Source organism: Pseudomonas sp. AU12215 (assembly GCF_001675465.2).
In the GTDB taxonomy this organism is placed as follows: domain Bacteria; phylum Pseudomonadota; class Gammaproteobacteria; order Pseudomonadales; family Pseudomonadaceae; genus Pseudomonas; species Pseudomonas nitroreducens.
Genome location: NZ_MACM02000141.1, coordinates 62,438 through 78,355, shown reverse-complemented (window position 1 = coordinate 78,355; position 15,918 = coordinate 62,438). Strand labels below are relative to the sequence as shown.

Sequence of the window (15,918 nt, the reverse complement as noted above, 5' to 3'; positions counted from 1 at the left end):
TGCCCCACAACACAAAGCGAGAAATCTATGAGCACGCATATCCAGCGTTCGGCCCTGCTGCCCTATCCGGCGAAGGCGCTGTACGACCTGGTCAACGATGTGGCGCGCTACCCGGAGTTCCTGCCCTGGTGTTCGGCTTCCACCGTACTGGCGGAAAGCGATACGGCCATGCGCGCCGAGCTGACCGTGGCCAAGGGCAGCATTACCCAGCGCTTCACCACCCGTAACGTGCTGGTGCCGGGGCAGAGCATCGAGATGAACCTCGAGGAGGGGCCGTTCACCCAGCTGCATGGCGTGTGGACCTTCAAGGCGCTGGGTGACAAGGCCTGCAAGATTTCCCTGGACCTGACCTTCGACTACGCCGGAGCGCTGGTGAAAGCCACGCTCGGCCCGCTGTTCACCCAGGCAGCGAACACCATGGTCGACGCCTTCTGCCAGCGTGCCAAGCAGCTGCATGGTTGAATCCGCGAGTATCGCCATCGAGGTGGTCTATGCCTTGCCGGAAAAGCAGATGCTGCTGCGCCTGAGTGTTCCCCGTGGCACTCGGATGCGCGAGGCGGTGGCGCTGTCGGATATTTCCGCTCATTTTCCCGATCTGGATGTGCAGAGCTGTCCGCTGGGCATCTTCGGCAAGGTAGTGGCCAGGCCCGACGAGCGCGTGCTGGAAGAAGGGGAGCGGGTAGAAATCTATCGCCCGCTGATCGCCGATCCCAAGGAAGTGCGCAAGCAGCGCGCGGCGAGAGCCAAGGCGGCGCGCGGCTGATACTTCGGTGATGAAACCACGGGCAACAAAAAAGCCCGGCATTGGCCGGGCTTTTTCGTTGGCACGAATCCCTTACTGCGGATTCTTGTCCAGCGGTTCCGGAGTCGGGATCGGTACGGTTTCCACCTGATCGACTTCCTTCTGGATCTGCTCTTCCACGGAGCCGGGCTTGGCCGGTTGCTCCTTGGGTTGCTCGGGCTGCTGCTGAGGCGCTTCCGGGGCCAGTGGCGGGGTGACGCCGTCCTTGCCGAGGATCGATTCGTCGCGACTGACGCCAGGCATGAAGTCGCCGTTCAGGCCGACCAACTGGTCGTTCTGGCCGAAATACAGGCTCATCCGCTCCTGCTGGCGCTGGCCGCCGCCGGGCTGGATGCTGTACAGGTAATCCCAGCGATTGGGGTGGAAAGTATCCACGATCAACGGGTTGCCCATGATAAACCGCACTTGGCGTCGGGTCATTCCGGGCTTCAACTGGTCTATCATATCCTGCGTTACAACGTTGCCCTGCTGGATATCGATCTTGTAGACCCCCGGGAACGAGCAACCGGCGAGTGCGGCGAGTCCCAGCCCGAAAGCGAGACTGGTCAGCATGAGCTTGGCGTTTTGCATCAAGGGGTGACTTCCACTATCTTGGCTGAGCGACGAAATCCCGATCATACCTGTATTGAGGGGTGCTGCGAAGCATTCCGCGGCGAGAAAGCACACATGGTTGAAAATAGCGAACTGCGCAAAGCCGGACTCAAGGTCACGCTGCCGCGCGTCAAGATCCTCCAGATGCTCGACTCCGCCGAGCAGCGCCATATGAGCGCAGAGGATGTTTACAAGGCGCTGATGGAGGCGGGTGAAGACGTCGGTCTGGCCACCGTCTACCGCGTCCTGACCCAGTTCGAAGCCGCCGGCCTGGTGGTGCGCCACAACTTCGACGGCGGCCATGCCGTCTTCGAGCTGGCCGACAGCGGTCACCATGACCACATGGTCTGCGTCGACACCGGCGAAGTCATCGAGTTCATGGACTCTGAAATCGAGAAACGCCAGAAAGAGATCGTCAAGGAGCGCGGCTTCGAGCTCGTCGATCACAACCTGGTGCTCTACGTGCGCAAGAAGAAGTAAGCGTACGCAGATGCAGAAACGGCGACCCTCGGGTCGCCGTTTTCGTTTGTGCTCGCTCCTTCCAAGAAAGGGGTCAATCCTGCACGGCGGAGTCCACCATCTTGCGCGCGTGGGCCAGGGATTCTTTGGTCAGGTCGACGCCGCCGAGCATGCGGGCGACTTCCTCGATGCGTTCGGCTTTTTTCAGGTTGGCCACGGCGGTGCGGGTTTCGCTGGTGTCGCGGTCCTTGTGCACGAACAGGTGCTGGTGGCCCTGTGCGGCGACCTGCGGCAGGTGGGTGACGGTCAGCACCTGGCCGCGATCGCCGAGGCGGCGCAGCAACTGGCCGACCACTTCGGCGGTGGGGCCACCGATGCCGACGTCCACCTCGTCGAAGACCAGGGTGGGAATGCGCGAGGTCTGCGCGGTGATCACCTGGATGGCCAGGCTGATGCGCGACAGCTCACCGCCCGAGGCGACTTTCGCCAGGCCTTTCATGGGTTGGCCGGGGTTGGCGCTGACCAGGAATTCCAGCTGTTCCAGGCCGTTCACCTGAGGCTCATCGGAGGTGGCGTCGCGCAAATCGATGGAGAAGCGGCCCCCAGGCATCCCCAGGCGCTGCATTTCCACTTCCACGGCCTTGGCCAGTTGTGGTGCGGCGGCGCGACGAAGTTGGCTGAGCTCTGCAGCTTTCTCCTGGTAATGACGAGCGTAGGCGGCGAGCTCTTCGCCCAGGCGGTCGACGGCTTCGTCGTCGGCATTCAGCGCTTCCAGCTCGTCCAGCAGGCGTTGTTGCAGATCCTGTAGTTCGTGGGGCTGCACGCGGTGCTTGCGGGCGAGGCTATAGATAGCATCCATGCGCTCTTCCAGCTGCTGCAGGCGCAGGGGGTCGGCGTCGAAGTGGTCGACGAAACGGTTCAGTTCGCCGATAGCTTCCTCCACCTGTATTTGCGCGCTGGACAGCAGGTTCACCGCTTCGCTCAAGGCGATTGGCTGGCTCTGGAAGGCGGTGAGCCGATTGAGACTGGAAGTCAGCGCCGACAGCACATTGCCGGCGTCGTTTTCGCTGCACAGTTCGACCACCTGGCGGCAGGCGGCGATCAGGCTGCCGGCGTTGCTCTGGGTCTTGTGTTCGGCTTCCAGAGCCTCCAGTTCATTGTCACCCAGGCCGAGATTCTCCAGTTCTTCCAGCTGATAGCTGAGCAACTGATGACGAGCGCGCTGTTCGTCACCGTTGCGTGACAGGCGGTCCAGTTCCTGGTGGGTCTGCTTCCAGCGTTGCGCGGCGAGGTGCACCTGGCGCGCCAGATCCTGGCTGCCGGCAAATTCGTCGAGCAGGCGGCGGTGGGTATCGGCCTTGAGCAGCGACTGGTGTTCGTGCTGGCTGTGGATGTCGATCAGCAGTTCGCCCAGGTGCTTGAGGTCACCGAGTGGGCAGGGTGTGCCATTGATGTAGGCGCGGGAGCGACCTTCGGCGGTGATCACCCGGCGCAGGATGCACGGGCCATCCTGTTCCAGGTCGCGCTCTGCGAGCCAGTCGCGGGCTTCGGCAATCGCGCTGACATCGAAGCTGGCGAGAATGTCGGCCTTGTCGCAGCCGGGGCGTACCACGCCGCTGTCGGCACGGTCGCCCAGGGCAAGGCCGAGGGCGTCGAGCATGATCGACTTGCCGGCGCCGGTTTCGCCGGTGATCACGGTCATGCCGGCGGCGAGCTCGAGATCGAGGTGCTCGACGATGGCGTAATTGTGAACGGACAGATGAACCAACATGGGCGGCGGCTCCGCAAAGATGTCTGTTTATTTATACAGTATTTTTTGCGGCTGGCAATTCTCCCTCGTCGCTTGCTGGTTGGTCCCTGAAGTCCAGGCCCTTGAAGTAAAAAAAAAGCGCCCCATATACACGCCAGAGCCGCGGACCATTGGGTTCGCCTTGTTTTCAAAGGCTTATTTTCTTTTTAGGAGAGTGGCATGTCTGACGAACAACAGACTCAGGATTCCCAGTTCAACGAGCAGCCCGAAGCCGGCGCTACCGGGGATCTGAACGCCCGCGTGCTGGAGCTGGAAGAACAGGTGGCCGCGGCGAAGGACCAGAGCCTGCGCGCTGTTGCCGAGCTGCAGAACGTCCGCCGCCGTGCCGAGCAGGACGTGGAGAAGGCGCACAAGTTCGCGTTGGAGAAATTCGCCGGCGACTTGCTGCCGATCGTCGATACCCTCGAGCGGGCGCTGGAGATGTCGAACCCGGAAGACGAAGCGATCAAGCCGATGCGCGAAGGCATCGAGCTGACGCTGAAGATGTTCCACGACACGCTGGTGCGCTACAACCTCGAGCCGGTCGACCCGCACGGCGAGCCGTTCAACCCCGAGCACCACCAGGCAATGGCCATGGAAGAGAGCATCCGCCTCGAGCCGGGCAGTGTGGTCAAGGTGTTCCAGAAGGGCTACCTGCTCAACGGTCGCCTGCTGCGCCCGGCCATGGTCGTGGTCAGCAAGGCGCCGGAACAAACTCCGCCTTCGATCGACGAGAAGGCTTGAAATCCATCACCCGGTCCCCATCTGGGTAATCAACCGAGCCAAAGACCCGCAACAGGGTCAGCGCGGAATCTAATTTCTGGAGAGTGAATTATGGGCAAAATCATTGGTATCGACCTGGGGACCACCAACTCCTGTGTGTCCATCCTGGAGAACGGTAACGTCAAGGTCATCGAGAACGCCGAAGGCGCTCGTACCACCCCGTCGATCATTGGCTACGCCAACGATGGCGAAATCCTCGTAGGTCAGCCGGCGAAGCGCCAGGCTGTGACCAACCCGAAGAACACTTTGTATGCGGTCAAGCGTCTGATCGGCCGTCGCTTCGAAGAAGATGTCGTACAGAAAGACATCAAGATGGTGCCTTACAACATCGTCAAGGCTGACAACGGCGATGCGTGGGTCGAGGCCAAGGGCCAGAAGATGGCTCCGCCGCAGGTCTCCGCCGAAGTCCTGAAGAAGATGAAGAAGACTGCCGAGGACTACCTGGGCGAGCCGGTCACCGAAGCGGTCATTACCGTCCCGGCCTACTTCAACGACAGCCAGCGTCAGGCCACCAAGGATGCCGGCCGCATTGCCGGTCTGGACGTCAAGCGCATCATCAACGAGCCGACCGCGGCTGCGCTGGCCTATGGCCTGGACAAGGCCAAGGGCGACCACACCATCATTGTCTATGACCTGGGTGGCGGTACCTTCGACGTTTCCGTGATCGAAATTGCCGAAGTCGACGGCGAGCACCAGTTCGAAGTGCTGGCCACCAACGGCGACACCTTCCTGGGTGGTGAAGACTTCGACCTGCGCCTGATCGACTACCTCGTCGAGGAGTTCAAGAAAGAATCCGGCATGGACCTCAAGGGCGACCCGCTGGCCATGCAGCGCCTGAAGGAAGCTGCCGAGAAGGCCAAGATCGAGCTGTCCTCGACCCAGCAGACCGACGTCAACCTGCCGTACGTCACCGCTGACGCTTCCGGCCCGAAACACCTGAACGTCAAGGTGTCCCGCGCCAAGCTGGAATCCCTGGTGGAAGATCTGGTTGCTCGCACCATCGAGCCGTGCCGCGTTGCGCTGAAAGATGCGGGCCTCGATGTCTCGAAGATCGACGAAGTGATCCTGGTCGGCGGTCAGACCCGCATGCCGCTGGTGCAGAAGACCGTTGCCGAGTTCTTCGGCAAGGAAGCGCGCAAGGACGTCAACCCGGACGAAGCCGTTGCCATGGGTGCTGCCATCCAGGGCGCCGTGCTGGCCGGCGACGTGAAGGACGTGCTGCTGCTCGACGTCACCCCGCTCACCCTGGGTATCGAAACCCTCGGTGGCGTGATGACCGCGCTGATCGACAAGAACACCACCATCCCGACCAAGAAGTCGCAGGTGTTCTCCACTGCCGATGACAACCAGGGCGCCGTGACCATCCACGTGCTGCAGGGCGAGCGCAAGCAAGCCGCGCAGAACAAGTCGCTGGGCAAGTTCGACCTGGCCGACATCCCGCCGGCTCCGCGCGGCGTGCCGCAGATCGAAGTGACCTTCGACATCGACGCCAACGGCATCCTGCACGTCGGCGCCAAGGACAAGGCTACCGGCAAGCAGCAGTCCATCGTGATCAAGGCTTCCTCCGGTCTGTCCGAGGACGAGATCCAGCAGATGGTCCGCGACGCCGAGGCGAATGCCGAGGAAGACCGCAAGTTCGAGGAGCTGGCCGCTGCCCGCAACCAGGGCGATGCACTGGTCCATGCGACTCGCAAGATGGTCACCGAGGCTGGCGACAAGGCCACTGCCGAGGAGAAGGCTGCCATCGAGAAGGCTCTCGGCGAGCTGGAAGTGGCCGTGAAAGGCGACGACAAGGCCGAGATCGAAGCGAAGATGAACGCGCTGTCCCAGGCGTCCACTCCGCTGGCGCAGAAGATGTACGCCGAACAGCCGCAGCCGGGTGCTGCCGCTCAGGGCGAGACCGCTGACGACAAGGCTGGCGACGACGTCGTCGACGCCGAGTTCGAAGAGGTCAAGGAGAACAAGTAAGCCGCGTGCTTGCTTCCGCTCCGGCGCACCGACCAGCGTGTCGGTGCGCATGAAACGTCACGCGGGGGCTTGCTCCCGCGTTGGCGTGTCTGGGGGAACGGTTTTTAGAGTGCAGGAAAGTTATGGCCAAACGTGATTTTTACGAGGTACTGGGTGTCGAGCGCGGCGCCAGCGAAGCGGACCTGAAGAAGGCCTATCGCCGGCTCGCCATGAAGTTCCACCCGGACCGCAATCCCGGCGACAAGGAGGCCGAGGATAAATTCAAGGAGGCCAACGAGGCGTACGAGGTCCTGTCCGACGCCAGCAAACGTGCGGCCTACGATCAGTACGGCCATGCCGGTGTCGATCCGCAGATGGGTGGCGGCGGTGCAGGCTTTGGTGGCGCAAGCTTCTCGGACATCTTCGGTGATGTCTTCAGTGACTTCTTCGGTGGTGGTGGCGGCCGCGGTGGTTCCCGTAGCGGCCCGGCCCGTGGCGCGGACCTGCGCTACACCCTCGACCTGGACCTGGAAGACGCGGTGCGCGGCACTACCGTGACCATCCGCGTTCCGACCCTGGTCGGCTGCAAGACCTGCAGCGGCAGTGGCGCCAAGCCCGGCACTACGCCGGTCACCTGTACCACCTGCGGTGGTATCGGCCAGGTGCGCATGCAGCAGGGCTTCTTCTCGGTGCAGCAGACCTGCCCGCGCTGCCATGGCAGCGGCAAGATGATCACCGACCCTTGTGGCTCCTGCCACGGCCAGGGTCGTGTGGAAGAGCACAAGACCCTGTCGGTAAAAGTGCCGGCCGGCGTCGATACCGGTGACCGCATCCGCCTGACCGGCGAAGGCGAGGCCGGCGCCCACGGTGGCCCGGCGGGCGATCTGTATGTGGTGGTGAACGTGCGTGAGCACGACATCTTCCAGCGTGACGGCAAGCACCTGTACTGCGAAGTGCCGATCAGCTTCGCCGATGCAGCCCTGGGTGGCGAGCTGGAAGTGCCGACCCTGGATGGACGCGTGAAGCTGAAGATCCCCGAAGGCACCCAGACCGGCAAGCTGTTCCGTCTGCGCGGTAAGGGCGTTGCCCCGGTGCGCGGCGGCGGTGCCGGCGACCTGATGTGTCGCGTGGTGGTGGAGACGCCAGTGCAGCTGGACAAGCGTCAGCGCGAGCTGCTCGAAGAGTTCCGTGGCACCCTGCAGGGCAACTCCTCCAATTCGCCCAAGGCCAGTGGCTGGTTCGAGGGCATGAAGCGCTTCTTCGACGATCTGTGATACAGGGCCCCGGTGGTGCGAATCGCCCGGGGCCTTTTTAGCTTGGAGCTGTTTTATATGCGACGTATAGCCGTAATGGGCGCCGCCGGGCGCATGGGCAAGACCCTGATCGAGGCCGTGCAGCAGACTGGCGGCAGCGCTGGCCTGACTGCTGCGGTAGACCGCCCGGACAGCACCCTGGTGGGCGCCGACGCGGGCGAGCTGGCCGGCCTGGGCCGTATTGGTGTGCCGCTGTCGGGCGACCTGGCCAAGGTGGTCGACGAGTTCGATGTGCTGATCGACTTCACTCATCCGACCGTGACCCTGAAGAACCTGGAAGTCTGCCGCAAGGCCGGCAAGGCCATGGTCATCGGCACCACGGGCTTTTCCGCGGCCGAGAAGGAGCTGCTGAACGAAGCGGCGAAGGACATCCCGATCGTCTTCGCAGCCAACTACAGCGTGGGCGTGAACCTCTGCCTGAAGCTACTCGATACCGCCGCCCGCGTGCTGGGTGACGATGTGGATATCGAGATCCTCGAGGCGCATCACCGTCACAAGGTCGACGCGCCCTCCGGCACCGCGCTGCGCATGGGTGAAGTGGTCGCCAACGCCCTGGGTCGTGATCTCGAGAAGGTGGCTGTCTACGGTCGTGAAGGTCAGACCGGCGCTCGTTCGCGCGAGACCATCGGTTTTGCCACCGTACGTGCTGGCGACGTGGTGGGCGACCACACCGTGCTGTTCGCCGCGGATGGCGAGCGCGTGGAAATCACCCACAAGGCCTCTAGCCGCATGACCTTTGCTCGTGGCGCCGTGCGTGCTGCGCAATGGCTGGAGGGGCAGGCCAGCGGCCTGTACGACATGCAGGACGTACTTGGCCTTCGCTGAGTGGCATGGCCGTACGTCGTGCAAAAGGTGGACCATGATGTCGCATTTCTGTAAACTACAGCTTTAGTGTGTCCACTAAAAGCAGCGCAGCATGAATCACATAAAAAGCGGGATGACTTCTTCTGATGTCATCCCGCTTTTTTACAATCTGCGCACGCCCAGCCAGGCTTGAACTACGGGAGGTCTTCTTGACTAAGCCAGCCATACTTGCACTTGCCGACGGCAGCGTTTTTCGCGGTGAAGCCATCGGCGCCGACGGCCAGACCGTCGGAGAGGTGGTGTTCAACACCGCCATGACCGGCTACCAGGAAATCCTTACCGATCCTTCCTACGCCCAACAGATCGTCACCCTGACCTACCCGCACATCGGTAACACCGGCACCACGCCCGAAGACGCCGAGTCGAACAAGGTCTGGGCCGCCGGCCTGATCATTCGTGACCTGCCGCTGCTGTCCAGCAGCTGGCGCGACAAGCAGTCCCTGCCGGACTACCTGAAGGAGAACGGCACCGTTGCCATCGCTGGCATCGACACCCGCCGCCTGACCCGCATCCTGCGCGAGAAAGGTTCGCAGAACGGCTGCATCCTGGTCGGCGACGACGCCACCGAGGAAAAAGCTCTCGAACTGGCACGCGGCTTCCCGGGCCTGAAGGGCATGGACCTGGCGAAAGTCGTGTCCTCCACCGAGAAGTACGAGTGGCGCTCCAGCGTCTGGAACCTGGAAACCGACAGCCACCCGGAAATCGCCGCCGCCGACCTGCCGTACCACGTGGTCGCCTACGACTTCGGCGTGAAGCTGAACATCCTGCGCATGCTGGTCGCCCGCGGCTGCCGCCTGACCGTGGTGCCGGCGCAGACCCCGGCGAGCGAAGTGCTGGCCCTGAACCCGGACGGCATCTTCCTTTCCAACGGCCCTGGCGACCCCGAGCCGTGCGACTACGCCATCCAGGCCATCCGCGAGTTCCTCGACACCGAGACGCCGATCTTCGGCATCTGTCTGGGTCACCAACTGCTGGCCCTGGCTTCCGGCGCGAAAACCGTGAAGATGGGCCACGGCCACCATGGCGCCAACCACCCGGTGCAGGACCTGGATTCGGGTGTGGTGATGATCACCAGCCAGAACCACGGTTTTGCCGTGGACGAGGCAAGCATGCCGGCCAACCTGCGCGCCACCCACAAGTCGCTGTTCGACGGCACCCTGCAGGGCGTCGAGCGCACCGACAAGGTGGCCTTCAGCTTCCAGGGGCACCCGGAAGCCAGCCCCGGCCCGCACGACGTGGCTCCGCTGTTCGACCGCTTCATCGCGGCGATGGCCGAGCGCCGCTGAGTCCCGGCTTTTCTCGAGAGAGACGGAAAAGGTAGAAGAAGATGATGCCGACCCTGGGAATCACCGACCTCTGGACCTATGTCCTGGGTACGTTGTTCATCGTCCTGTTGCCGGGGCCGAACTCGCTGTTCGTCCTCGCCACTGCCGCCCAGCGCGGCGTGGCCTCGGGCTACCGGGCGGCGAGCGCGGTGTTCCTGGGCGATGCGATCCTGATGTTCCTGTCGGCGCTGGGTATCGCCTCGGTCCTCAAGGCCGAGCCGATGCTGTTCCTGGGCCTGAAGTACGTCGGCGCCGCCTACCTGTTCTACTTAGGGTTAGGCATGCTCCGTGGAGGCTGGCAGAAGCTCCGCCAGCCACTGGATGCGGCCGCCGCGCCGGCCAAGGAAGTGGACGTCAACCAGCCGTTCCGCAAGGCGCTGCTGCTGAGCCTGTCCAACCCCAAGGCGATCCTCTTCTTCATCTCCTTCTTCATCCAGTTCGTCGACCCGGGTTACGCCTATCCCGGCCTGTCGTTCCTGGTACTGGGCACGATCCTCGAGATCATCAGCGCCCTGTACCTCAGCTTCCTGATTTTCTCCGGTGTGCGTCTGGCGGCCTGGTTCCGTCGACGGCAACGGCTGGCTGCCGGCGCCTCGAGCGGCGTCGGCGCCCTGTTCGTCGGCTTTGGCGTGAAGCTGGCCAGCGCAACCCTTTCCTGAATATTGCAACGAGAGTCCCATGCCCAAGCGTACAGACATCAAGAGCATCCTGATCCTCGGCGCCGGCCCGATCGTCATCGGCCAGGCCTGCGAGTTCGACTACTCCGGCGCGCAGGCCTGCAAGGCCCTGAAGGAAGAAGGCTTCCGTGTCATCCTGGTGAACTCCAACCCGGCCACCATCATGACCGACCCGGCCATGGCCGACGCCACCTACATCGAGCCGATCAAGTGGCAGACCGTCGCCAAGATCATCGAGAAGGAACGCCCCGACGCGCTGCTGCCGACCATGGGCGGCCAGACCGCGCTGAACTGCGCCCTGGACCTGGAGCGTCACGGCGTTCTGGAGCAGTTCGGCGTGGAAATGATCGGCGCCAACGCCGACACCATCGACAAGGCCGAAGACCGTTCGCGCTTCGACAAGGCCATGCGTGATATCGGCCTGGCCTGCCCGCGCTCGGGTATCGCCCACAGCATGGAAGAAGCCTACGGCGTGCTGGAGAAGGTCAACTTCCCGTGCATCATCCGCCCGTCCTTCACCATGGGCGGCACCGGCGGCGGCATTGCCTACAACCGGGAGGAATTCGAAGAAATCTGCACCCGCGGTCTGGATCTGTCGCCGACCAACGAACTGCTGATCGACGAATCGCTGATCGGCTGGAAGGAATACGAGATGGAAGTTGTCCGCGACAAGAAGGACAACTGCATCATCGTCTGCGCCATCGAGAACTTCGACCCGATGGGCGTGCACACCGGTGACTCGATCACCGTCGCGCCGGCGCAGACCCTGACCGACAAGGAATACCAGATCATGCGCAACGCCTCGCTGGCGGTGCTGCGTGAGATCGGCGTGGAAACCGGCGGTTCCAACGTGCAGTTCGGCATCTGCCCGAACACCGGCCGCATGGTGGTGATCGAAATGAACCCGCGCGTATCGCGTTCCTCGGCGCTGGCGTCCAAGGCCACCGGCTTCCCGATCGCCAAGATCGCCGCCAAGCTGGCTGTCGGCTACACCCTCGACGAACTGCAGAACGACATCACTGGCGGCCGCACCCCGGCGTCCTTCGAGCCGGCGATCGACTACGTCGTCACCAAGATCCCGCGTTTCGCCTTCGAGAAATTCCCCAAAGCCGACGCCCGCCTGACCACCCAGATGAAATCCGTGGGTGAAGTCATGGCCATCGGCCGTACCTTCCAGGAGTCCGTGCAGAAAGCCCTGCGCGGCCTGGAAGTCGGCGCCACCGGTTTCGATCCGAAGCTCGACCTGAGCAATCCGGAAGCCGAGAGCATCCTCAAGCGCGAGCTGACCGTGCCCAATGCCGACCGCATCTGGTACGTCGCCGACGCCTTCCGCGCCGGCAAGAGCATTGCCGAAGTCTTCGACCTGACCCGCATCGACGAGTGGTTCCTGGTGCAGATCGAAGACCTGATCAAGGACGAGGAGCGTGTAAAGACCCTGGGTCTGTCCGCCATCGATCGCGACCTGATGCTCAAGCTCAAGCGCAAGGGCTTCTCCGATGCGCGCCTGGCCACCCTGCTGGGTGTGACCGAGAAGAACCTGCGCAACCATCGCCACAAGCTCAAGGTGCTGCCGGTGTACAAGCGCGTGGACACCTGCGCCGCCGAGTTCGCCACCGACACCGCCTACATGTACTCGACCTACGAGGAAGAGTGCGAAGCCAATCCGTCGACTCGCGACAAGATCATGATCCTGGGCGGCGGTCCGAACCGCATCGGCCAGGGTATCGAGTTCGACTACTGCTGCGTACACGCCGCGCTGGCCATGCGTGAAGACGGTTACGAGACCATCATGGTCAACTGCAACCCGGAAACCGTTTCCACCGACTACGACACCTCCGATCGCCTGTACTTCGAGCCGGTGACCCTGGAAGACGTGCTGGAAATCGTCCGCGTCGAGCAGCCCAAGGGCGTCATCGTGCAGTACGGCGGCCAGACCCCGCTGAAACTCTGCCGCGCCCTGGAAGAAGCCGGCGTACCGATCATCGGTACCAGCCCGGACGCCATCGACCGCGCCGAAGACCGCGAGCGCTTCCAGCAGATGGTCCAGCGTCTGAACCTGCGCCAGCCGGCCAACGCCACTGCGCGCAGCGAAGACCAGGCCCTGGAGCTGTCGAAGAACATCGGCTACCCGATGGTGGTGCGCCCGTCGTACGTACTGGGCGGCCGCGCGATGGAAATCGTCTACCAGGAAGAAGAGCTCAAGCGCTACATGCGCGAGGCCGTGAAGGTTTCCAACGACAGCCCGGTGCTGCTGGACCGCTTCCTGAACTGCGCCATCGAAGTCGACATCGATGCGGTGTGCGACGGCGAGACCGTGGTGATCGGCGCCATCATGCAGCACATCGAGCAGGCTGGCGTGCACTCCGGTGACTCCGCCTGCTCGCTGCCGCCGTACTCGCTGCCGCAGCACATCCAGGATGAGATTCGCGAACAGGTCAAGAAGATGGCCCTGGAGCTCGGCGTGGTCGGCCTGATGAACGTGCAGATGGCCGTTCAGGGCGAGGACATCTATGTGATCGAGGTGAACCCGCGTGCGTCCCGTACCGTGCCGTTCGTCTCCAAGTGCATCGGCGAGTCGCTGGCGAAAGTGGCGGCCCGCGTCATGGCTGGCAAGTCCCTGGCCGAAGTCGGCTTCACCGAAGAGGTGATCCCGCCTTACTATAGCGTCAAGGAAGCGGTGTTCCCGTTCGCCAAGTTCCCCGGCGTCGACCCGATCCTCGGCCCAGAGATGAAGTCCACTGGCGAGGTGATGGGTGTCGGCGACAGCTTCGGTGAGGCCTTCGCGAAAGCCCAGCTGGGCGCCAGTGAAATCCTGCCGAACGCCGGTTGCGCCTTCATCAGCGTCCGCGAGGACGACAAGCCGCAAGCCGTTCAGGTCGCCCGCGATCTGGTCGCGCTGGGCTTCGAGGTAGTCGCCACCGCCGGCACCGCCAAGGTGATCGAGGCTGCCGGCCTGCCGGTGCGTCGCGTGAACAAGGTGACCGAGGGCCGTCCTCACGTGGTCGACATGATCAAGAACGACGAAGTCACTCTGATCATCAACACCACCGAAGGCCGCCAGTCCATCGCTGACTCGTATTCCATCCGTCGTAACGCCCTGCAGCACAAGATCTACTGCACCACCACCATCGCGGCGGGGCAGGCGATCTGTGAGGCGCTCAAGTTCGGTCCCGAGAAGACCGTTCGCCGTCTGCAGGATCTCCATGCAGGAATCAACGCATGAGCAAATTTCCAATGACCGTCCAGGGCGCTCGCGCCCTGGAAGAAGAACTGAAATACCTGAAGACCGTTCTGCGTCCGCAGATCACCCAGGCCATCGCCGAAGCGCGTGAACTGGGCGACCTCAAGGAAAACGCCGAGTACCACGCCGCCCGTGAGCAGCAGGGCATGTCCGAGGCTCGCATCCGCGACATCGAGGCCAAGCTGTCCAACGCGCAGATCATCGACGTGACCACCATTCCGCACAGTGGCAAGGTGATCTTCGGTACTACCGTGGACATCGCCAACGTCGAGACCGACGAGACGGTGACCTACCAGATCGTCGGTGACGACGAGGCGGACATCAAGAACAGCAAGATCTCCGTCAACTCGCCGATCGCCCGTGCGCTGATCGGCAAGACCGAAGGCGATGCCGTTCTGGTGAAGACTCCGGGTGGCGATGTCGAGTACGAGATCGTTGAAGTCCGCCACGCCTGATCGGCAACCACTGAACGCAGGCGCCATCAGTTGGCTGCTGGCCCAGACATTCTGGGTCGGCGGCCTTTGGCTGCTTCAGTTCGTGGTGCTGCCGGCGCTGGACAAGATCGGCCTGGCGCCGCTGCTGGTGGAGTCCGTCGCTGACGCTCTGAAGCCGCTGCTGCTGGGTTTTGCCGGTTTCTGTGCAGTGCTGCAGGGGTTGGTGCTCTGGCAGGCCCGCGGCGCCGTCGCCTTCCTGCGGGAAGTGCGCGGACAACTGCTGCTGGCGGTGCTGGGGATGATCCTGACTTTCTTCGTCGTGCGCCAATTCGTGCCGGATGCTCAGCGCTGGTTCTGGTTCAACTATCTGGTGGTGGCGCTGTTCGGTCTGCTGCTGGTGCTGCAACCGGTACCGGGGCGGGACGAGCGGGCCTGACGCGGCGGAGCCTTGCCGGCTCCGCGTTGCCGGTCTTGACTGTCAGAGGCCGCTGAAACGGCTGATGTTCGACAGGTTCTTGTTCGGCTTCGGATTGCGACGGTAGATCAGTGCCATCTTGCCGATGGTCTGAACCAGTTCGCAGCTGCCGTTCTGGCAAAGTTCGTCGATCAGTGCGCGACGGTCGTCGCGTTCAGTGATGCGGAACTGCACCTTGATCAGTTCATGATCGTTGAGCGCGCGCTCAAGCTCGGCCATCACACCTTCCGAAAGACCGTTTTCAGCAACGGTCAATACCGGTTTCAGGTGATGCCCGATAGATTTGAACTGCTTTTTCTGCTCCTGAGAGAGCGCCATAATCTGACCCCTGGTAAAAAAGGCGGATATTCTACCCGAGTTTCGGTACTACCGGGATGCCGCTCAGACGAGGTAATACGTGGCCCGTTCCAAGACTAGCCATCGCTGGCTGAAAGAACATTTCGACGATCCGTACGTGAAGATGGCACAGCGCGACGGCTATCGCTCGCGTGCCAGCTACAAGCTGTTGGAAATCCAGGAGAAGGATCGCATCCTGCGTCCCGGCATGACCGTGGTCGACCTCGGCGCGGCGCCGGGCGGCTGGTCGCAGGTCACCAGCCGGGTGATCGGCGATAAGGGCACCCTGATCGCCTCGGACATCCTGCCGATGGACAGCATCCCGGATGTGACCTTCATCCAAGGGGACTTCACCGAGGACGAAGTCTTCGCCCAGTTGCTCGAGGCCATCGGAGAAAATCCGGTAGACCTTGTGATTTCCGATATGGCCCCCAATATGAGTGGATTGCCCGCCGTGGACATGCCTCGTGCCATGTTCCTCTGCGAGCTGGCCCTGGATCTGTGCACCCGTGTGCTGCGTCCGGGGGGCGATTTCCTGATCAAGATTTTCCAGGGTGAGGGTTTCGACGCTTACCACAAGCAGGTTCGCGAGAACTTCGAGAAGGTGCAGATGCGCAAGCCGCTGTCGTCACGCGACCGTTCACGGGAGCAGTATCTGCTCGCACGAGGCTTTCGCGGCGCCTAGACTGGAATGATTGGGCAGGCTTCTGGTCTATGCCTTGCAGGTTTTGCTTGTACCGGTGAAAGCCGGGGTTCATAAAGGGTTACAGACGGCGCCTGCCTGGCGGCGGGCGTTGTGTAGTAATTTTGGCCGGAAGGAGTCTGGCCGTCGTGAGAAGCGGTTTCCAGGGCGGAGCCGGCTTCAGAGGGTAGTCAATTGAA

The 15,918-nt window shown here is 62.8% G+C and carries 16 protein-coding genes; 13 read left to right on the top strand and 3 right to left on the bottom strand.

Going from position 1 to position 15,918, the window contains the following annotated elements; translation table 11 throughout:
• Nucleotides 1–27: 27 nt before the first annotated feature.
• Nucleotides 28–462: a type II toxin-antitoxin system RatA family toxin gene (locus A9513_RS20280; protein WP_024765305.1), complete on the top strand. Its 435-nt coding sequence runs from the start codon at nucleotides 28–30 to the stop codon at nucleotides 460–462.
• The gene (locus A9513_RS20275) at nucleotides 455–763 is read left to right on the top strand and encodes an RnfH family protein (protein WP_024765306.1); all 309 of its coding nucleotides are present in this window, start codon (nucleotides 455–457) and stop codon (nucleotides 761–763) included. Before A9513_RS20280 ends, A9513_RS20275 begins: the two co-directional genes overlap by 8 nt.
• Nucleotides 764–835: 72 nt before the next feature.
• Here A9513_RS20275 and A9513_RS20270 read toward each other — a convergent pair whose 3' ends face one another.
• Nucleotides 836–1,372 (bottom strand): outer membrane protein assembly factor BamE, encoded by a 537-nt coding sequence (locus tag A9513_RS20270; protein ID WP_024765307.1) that lies wholly within the window; start codon nucleotides 1,370–1,372, stop codon nucleotides 836–838.
• A gap of 96 nt (nucleotides 1,373–1,468) precedes the next feature.
• On the opposite strand from A9513_RS20270, the gene fur reads away from it, so the two are divergent.
• Entirely contained in the window at nucleotides 1,469–1,873 is a 405-nt protein-coding gene (fur, locus tag A9513_RS20265) for a ferric iron uptake transcriptional regulator (RefSeq protein ID WP_009613072.1), read from the top strand.
• Nucleotides 1,874–1,946: 73 nt separating this feature from the next.
• On the opposite strand, the gene recN is transcribed toward fur, so the two are convergent.
• A complete protein-coding gene (gene recN / locus A9513_RS20260) occupies nucleotides 1,947–3,623 on the bottom strand; it encodes a DNA repair protein RecN (protein ID WP_037014362.1) in 1,677 nt (558 codons plus the stop codon).
• 198 nt (nucleotides 3,624–3,821) lie between these two features.
• Between recN and grpE the strand changes: the two genes are divergently transcribed.
• The 9 genes from grpE to A9513_RS20215 all read left to right on the top strand — a co-directional run bounded on the left by grpE (nucleotide 3,822) and on the right by A9513_RS20215 (nucleotide 14,661).
• Nucleotides 3,822–4,385 carry a nucleotide exchange factor GrpE gene (grpE, locus tag A9513_RS20255; RefSeq protein ID WP_024765309.1) on the top strand — a complete coding sequence of 188 codons (564 nt, stop codon included), beginning with the start codon at nucleotides 3,822–3,824 and terminating at the stop codon, nucleotides 4,383–4,385.
• A 90-nt stretch (nucleotides 4,386–4,475) separates the two neighbouring features.
• Complete coding sequence (gene dnaK, locus A9513_RS20250; protein ID WP_065085396.1) at nucleotides 4,476–6,392, top strand: molecular chaperone DnaK; 1,917 nt, start codon at nucleotides 4,476–4,478, stop codon at nucleotides 6,390–6,392.
• 122 nt (nucleotides 6,393–6,514) lie between these two features.
• Entirely contained in the window at nucleotides 6,515–7,645 is a 1,131-nt protein-coding gene (gene dnaJ, locus A9513_RS20245) for a molecular chaperone DnaJ (RefSeq protein WP_065085395.1), read from the top strand.
• A 57-nt stretch (nucleotides 7,646–7,702) separates the two neighbouring features.
• On the top strand, nucleotides 7,703–8,509 hold the full coding sequence (gene dapB / locus A9513_RS20240) for a 4-hydroxy-tetrahydrodipicolinate reductase (RefSeq protein WP_024765311.1): 807 nt from the start codon (nucleotides 7,703–7,705) through the stop codon (nucleotides 8,507–8,509).
• Nucleotides 8,510–8,697: 188 nt separating this feature from the next.
• Nucleotides 8,698–9,834: a glutamine-hydrolyzing carbamoyl-phosphate synthase small subunit gene (carA, locus tag A9513_RS20235; protein ID WP_024765312.1), complete on the top strand. Its 1,137-nt coding sequence runs from the start codon at nucleotides 8,698–8,700 to the stop codon at nucleotides 9,832–9,834.
• Nucleotides 9,835–9,878: 44 nt separating this feature from the next.
• Entirely contained in the window at nucleotides 9,879–10,532 is a 654-nt protein-coding gene (gene leuE / locus A9513_RS20230; protein ID WP_141678477.1) for a leucine efflux protein LeuE, read from the top strand.
• A 19-nt stretch (nucleotides 10,533–10,551) separates the two neighbouring features.
• Entirely contained in the window at nucleotides 10,552–13,773 is a 3,222-nt protein-coding gene (gene carB, locus A9513_RS20225; protein WP_038803373.1) for a carbamoyl-phosphate synthase large subunit, read from the top strand.
• Nucleotides 13,770–14,246, top strand: coding sequence for a transcription elongation factor GreA (gene greA / locus A9513_RS20220; protein WP_017518953.1), 477 nt, complete (start codon nucleotides 13,770–13,772; stop codon nucleotides 14,244–14,246). The genes carB and greA overlap by 4 nt, the downstream gene beginning before the upstream one ends.
• 10 nt (nucleotides 14,247–14,256) lie before the next feature.
• Nucleotides 14,257–14,661 (top strand): DUF4149 domain-containing protein, encoded by a 405-nt coding sequence (locus tag A9513_RS20215; RefSeq protein WP_083196184.1) that lies wholly within the window; start codon nucleotides 14,257–14,259, stop codon nucleotides 14,659–14,661.
• A 42-nt stretch (nucleotides 14,662–14,703) separates the two neighbouring features.
• Here the strand turns inward: A9513_RS20215 and A9513_RS20210 are convergent, their stop codons facing one another.
• Nucleotides 14,704–15,018, bottom strand: coding sequence for a YhbY family RNA-binding protein (locus A9513_RS20210; protein ID WP_024765315.1), 315 nt, complete (start codon nucleotides 15,016–15,018; stop codon nucleotides 14,704–14,706).
• 79 nt (nucleotides 15,019–15,097) lie between these two features.
• Between A9513_RS20210 and rlmE the strand changes: the two genes are divergently transcribed.
• On the top strand, nucleotides 15,098–15,721 hold the full coding sequence (rlmE, locus tag A9513_RS20205) for a 23S rRNA (uridine(2552)-2'-O)-methyltransferase RlmE (RefSeq protein ID WP_065085392.1): 624 nt from the start codon (nucleotides 15,098–15,100) through the stop codon (nucleotides 15,719–15,721).
• Nucleotides 15,722–15,918: the final 197 nt, after the last annotated feature.

Bases quoted from the DNA above. Each gene is read 5' to 3' on its own strand.
- A9513_RS20280 (WP_024765305.1), top strand. From the start codon at position 28: ATGAGCACGCATATCCAGCGTTCGGCCCTGCTGCCCTATCCGGCGAAG.
- A9513_RS20275 (WP_024765306.1), top strand. From the start codon at position 455: ATGGTTGAATCCGCGAGTATCGCCATCGAGGTGGTCTATGCCTTGCCG.
- A9513_RS20270 (WP_024765307.1), bottom strand. From the start codon at position 1,372: ATGCAAAACGCCAAGCTCATGCTGACCAGTCTCGCTTTCGGGCTGGGA.
- fur (WP_009613072.1), top strand. From the start codon at position 1,469: ATGGTTGAAAATAGCGAACTGCGCAAAGCCGGACTCAAGGTCACGCTG.
- recN (WP_037014362.1), bottom strand. From the start codon at position 3,623: ATGTTGGTTCATCTGTCCGTTCACAATTACGCCATCGTCGAGCACCTC.
- grpE (WP_024765309.1), top strand. From the start codon at position 3,822: ATGTCTGACGAACAACAGACTCAGGATTCCCAGTTCAACGAGCAGCCC.
- dnaK (WP_065085396.1), top strand. From the start codon at position 4,476: ATGGGCAAAATCATTGGTATCGACCTGGGGACCACCAACTCCTGTGTG.
- dnaJ (WP_065085395.1), top strand. From the start codon at position 6,515: ATGGCCAAACGTGATTTTTACGAGGTACTGGGTGTCGAGCGCGGCGCC.
- dapB (WP_024765311.1), top strand. From the start codon at position 7,703: ATGCGACGTATAGCCGTAATGGGCGCCGCCGGGCGCATGGGCAAGACC.
- leuE (WP_141678477.1), top strand. From the start codon at position 9,879: ATGCCGACCCTGGGAATCACCGACCTCTGGACCTATGTCCTGGGTACG.
- carB (WP_038803373.1), top strand. From the start codon at position 10,552: ATGCCCAAGCGTACAGACATCAAGAGCATCCTGATCCTCGGCGCCGGC.
- greA (WP_017518953.1), top strand. From the start codon at position 13,770: ATGAGCAAATTTCCAATGACCGTCCAGGGCGCTCGCGCCCTGGAAGAA.
- A9513_RS20210 (WP_024765315.1), bottom strand. From the start codon at position 15,018: ATGGCGCTCTCTCAGGAGCAGAAAAAGCAGTTCAAATCTATCGGGCAT.